Annotated in this window: 3 protein-coding genes; all 3 read left to right on the top strand. The window is 63.2% G+C overall.

What is annotated here, in order from left to right:
- The coding region (locus tag VFL62_RS07495; protein ID WP_325171735.1) for a gamma-glutamyl-gamma-aminobutyrate hydrolase family protein at nt 1-194 on the top strand (194 nt) is incomplete at its 5' end.
- Between the two features lie 42 nt (nt 195-236).
- Nucleotides 237-1304 (top strand): extracellular solute-binding protein, encoded by a 1068-nt coding sequence (locus VFL62_RS07490; protein WP_325171734.1) that lies wholly within the window; start codon nt 237-239, stop codon nt 1302-1304.
- Between the two features lie 203 nt (nt 1305-1507).
- The coding region (locus tag VFL62_RS07485; protein WP_325171733.1) for a hypothetical protein at nt 1508-2502 on the top strand (995 nt) is incomplete at its 3' end.

Raw genomic sequence — 2502 nt, 5'->3', positions numbered from 1 at the left:
CGGGCAAGCGCATCGTCGTCGAAGGCGTGGCCGAGGACGACACGATCGAGGCGATCCGCGTCGCCGACGCGCCGGGCTTTGCGCTCGGCGTGCAGTGGCACGCCGAGTACGACGCCAAACGCAATCCGATCAACCGCAAGCTGTTCCAGGCCTTCGGCCAGGCTCTGCGCGAGCGGCAGCGGCAAGTAGCATAAGCGGCCGGACAACGGTCGCCTGAACAACGAGGGGAGGGAGCCATGCGCAGCCGCAAATGGTCGCGACGCGATCTGTTGAAAGTTTCTGCCGCATCCACCGCCGGCATGTTGTTTGCCGAGCCGTTGCGGGCGGCGGCGCCGCCGCCGAGCCCGGTGACGCCGGAGCTGATCGAGGCCGCGCGCAAGGAAGGCAAGCTCTCGTTCTATTCGGCGCTCGAACTCAACACCGCGGAAAAGCTGGCGCGCACGTTCGAGGCGAAATATCCGGGCATCAGCGTCCGCGTCGAACGCTCCGGCGCGGAGCGGATTTTCCAGCGCATCGCACAGGAACAGGGCAGCGGCATCAACGCCGTCGACGTCGCCAACTCCACCGACCCCGCGCATTATCTCGACTGGAAGAAGAACGACTGGCTTGCGGCCTACGTTCCGGAGGACGTCGCCAGGCATTTTCCCGCCGACCAGGTCGATCCCGACGGCACCCATGCCACCGCCTGCGCGTGGCTGGAAGTGATCGGCTACAACACCACGCTGGTCAAATCCGAGGACGCGCCGAAAAGCTACGCCGACCTGCTCGACCCGAAATGGCTGGGCAAGATGGTCAAGGCGCATCCCGGCTATAGCGGCGCGATCCTGACCGCGACGTTCGTGCTCTCCCGCGATCTCGGCTGGCCGTATCTGGAAAAACTTGCGAAGCAGAGAGTGATGCAGGTGCAATCGGCCGGCGATCCGCCGATCAAGATCATGCTCGGCGAGCGCGCGGTGATGGCCGACGGCAACGACTACAATCTCATCGTGTTCAGGGATCAGGGCAAACCGGTCGAGGTGGTCTATCCGGCCGAGGGCGCGCCGCTGATCATCGTGCCGTCAGGCGTGTTCAAGGACGCGCCCAATCCGAACGCGGCGCGGCTGTTCCAGAGCTTCTTCTTCAGCCGCGAGGCCCAGCAGATGCTGGTCGACGAATTCGCCCATCGCTCGTTTCATGCCGAGGTGAAGCCGCGGGCCGGGCAGAAGCCGATGTCCGACGTGAAGATGCTGAAATCAGATCCGGTGGCCGTGCAGGCGCAGAGCGAGGAGATCAAGGCGCGCTACGCGAAGCTGTTCAGGGTCTGAAAAAGCGGCGCGATTTTTGTGCGTCGCGGGACATGGCCGCCATCATATTTTGTGCGTCGCGGTAGTGATCGGGCGATCAATTGAGCTTGACCGCGCGCACGACGCGCGCCTCTTGAAGTCGGCAAATACAAGCGGCTATGAATTCCCCCAAGAAGTAAAAATACAAAAACGACAAAATTACAAAAACACAAAAGGGAAAACCAATGCCCGCCTACAACATTCTCCTCATGGGCGCGTCCTATGGATCGCTGCTCGCCTCCAAGCTTCTGTTCGGCGGCCATTCGATTCACCTGGTGTGTCTGCCGGCCGAGGCCGAGCTGATCAACGCCGAAGGTTTCAAGGTGACGCTGCCGGTGCGTGGCCGCAAGGACCCGGTGCTGCTGGAGTCGCGGAAGCTGCCGGGCAAGGTGACGGCCGGTCCCGCCACCGGCGTCGATCCCTCGAAATACGATCTGGTCGGCCTTTGCATGCAGGAGCCGCAATATCGCTCCGACGGCGTGCGTCAGTTGCTGGACGCGGTCGGCAAGGCCGGCGTGCCCTGCATGTCGATCATGAACATGCCGCCGCTCTCCTATATCAGGCGGATTCCGGGTCTCGACTACAAGGCGCTGGAGCCGGCCTACACCGATCCCAGGGTTTGGGATTCCGTCAGCCCGCACAAGATCACGCTCAACAGCCCGGATCCGCAGGCGATCCGTCCGCCGGACGGCAAGGCCAACGAGCTTCTGGTCACGCTGCCGACCAACTTCAAATGCGCCCGCTTCGAAGACGACAAGGATACGCAGATCATTCGCAATCTGGAGAAGGACGTCGATGGTGCCCGCTTCAAGATCGCGGGCGACGAGATCGAACTCCCGGTCAAGCTGAAGGCCTATGACTCGATCTGGGTGCCGCTGGCGAAATGGTCGATGCTGCTGGCCGGCAACTACCGCTGCATCACCAAGGACGGGATGCGTACGGCGCAGGAAGCGGTGCATTCCAACATCGAGGAATCGCGGTCGGTCTACAATTTCGTGTTCGATCTCTGCGTGAAGCTGGGCGCCAATGCGTCCGATCTGGTGCCGTTCGACAAATACGCCGACGCGGCGCGCTCGCTCGCGAGCCCTTCGTCCGCAGCGCGCGCGCTCGCGGCCGGCGCGACGAACATCGAGCGCGTCGACCGCCTCGTGCAGGCGCTGCTCGCGCAGCGTGGCATGTC

Origin of the sequence: Bradyrhizobium sp. (assembly GCF_035701725.1) — a bacterium.
In the GTDB taxonomy this organism is placed as follows: domain Bacteria; phylum Pseudomonadota; class Alphaproteobacteria; order Rhizobiales; family Xanthobacteraceae; genus Bradyrhizobium.
Note: the sequence above shows the minus strand (reverse complement) of the source record. Positions and strands in the feature narration are given on the sequence as shown.

Bases quoted from the DNA above. Each gene is read 5' to 3' on its own strand.
- VFL62_RS07490 (WP_325171734.1), top strand. From the start codon at position 237: ATGCGCAGCCGCAAATGGTCGCGACGCGATCTGTTGAAAGTTTCTGCC.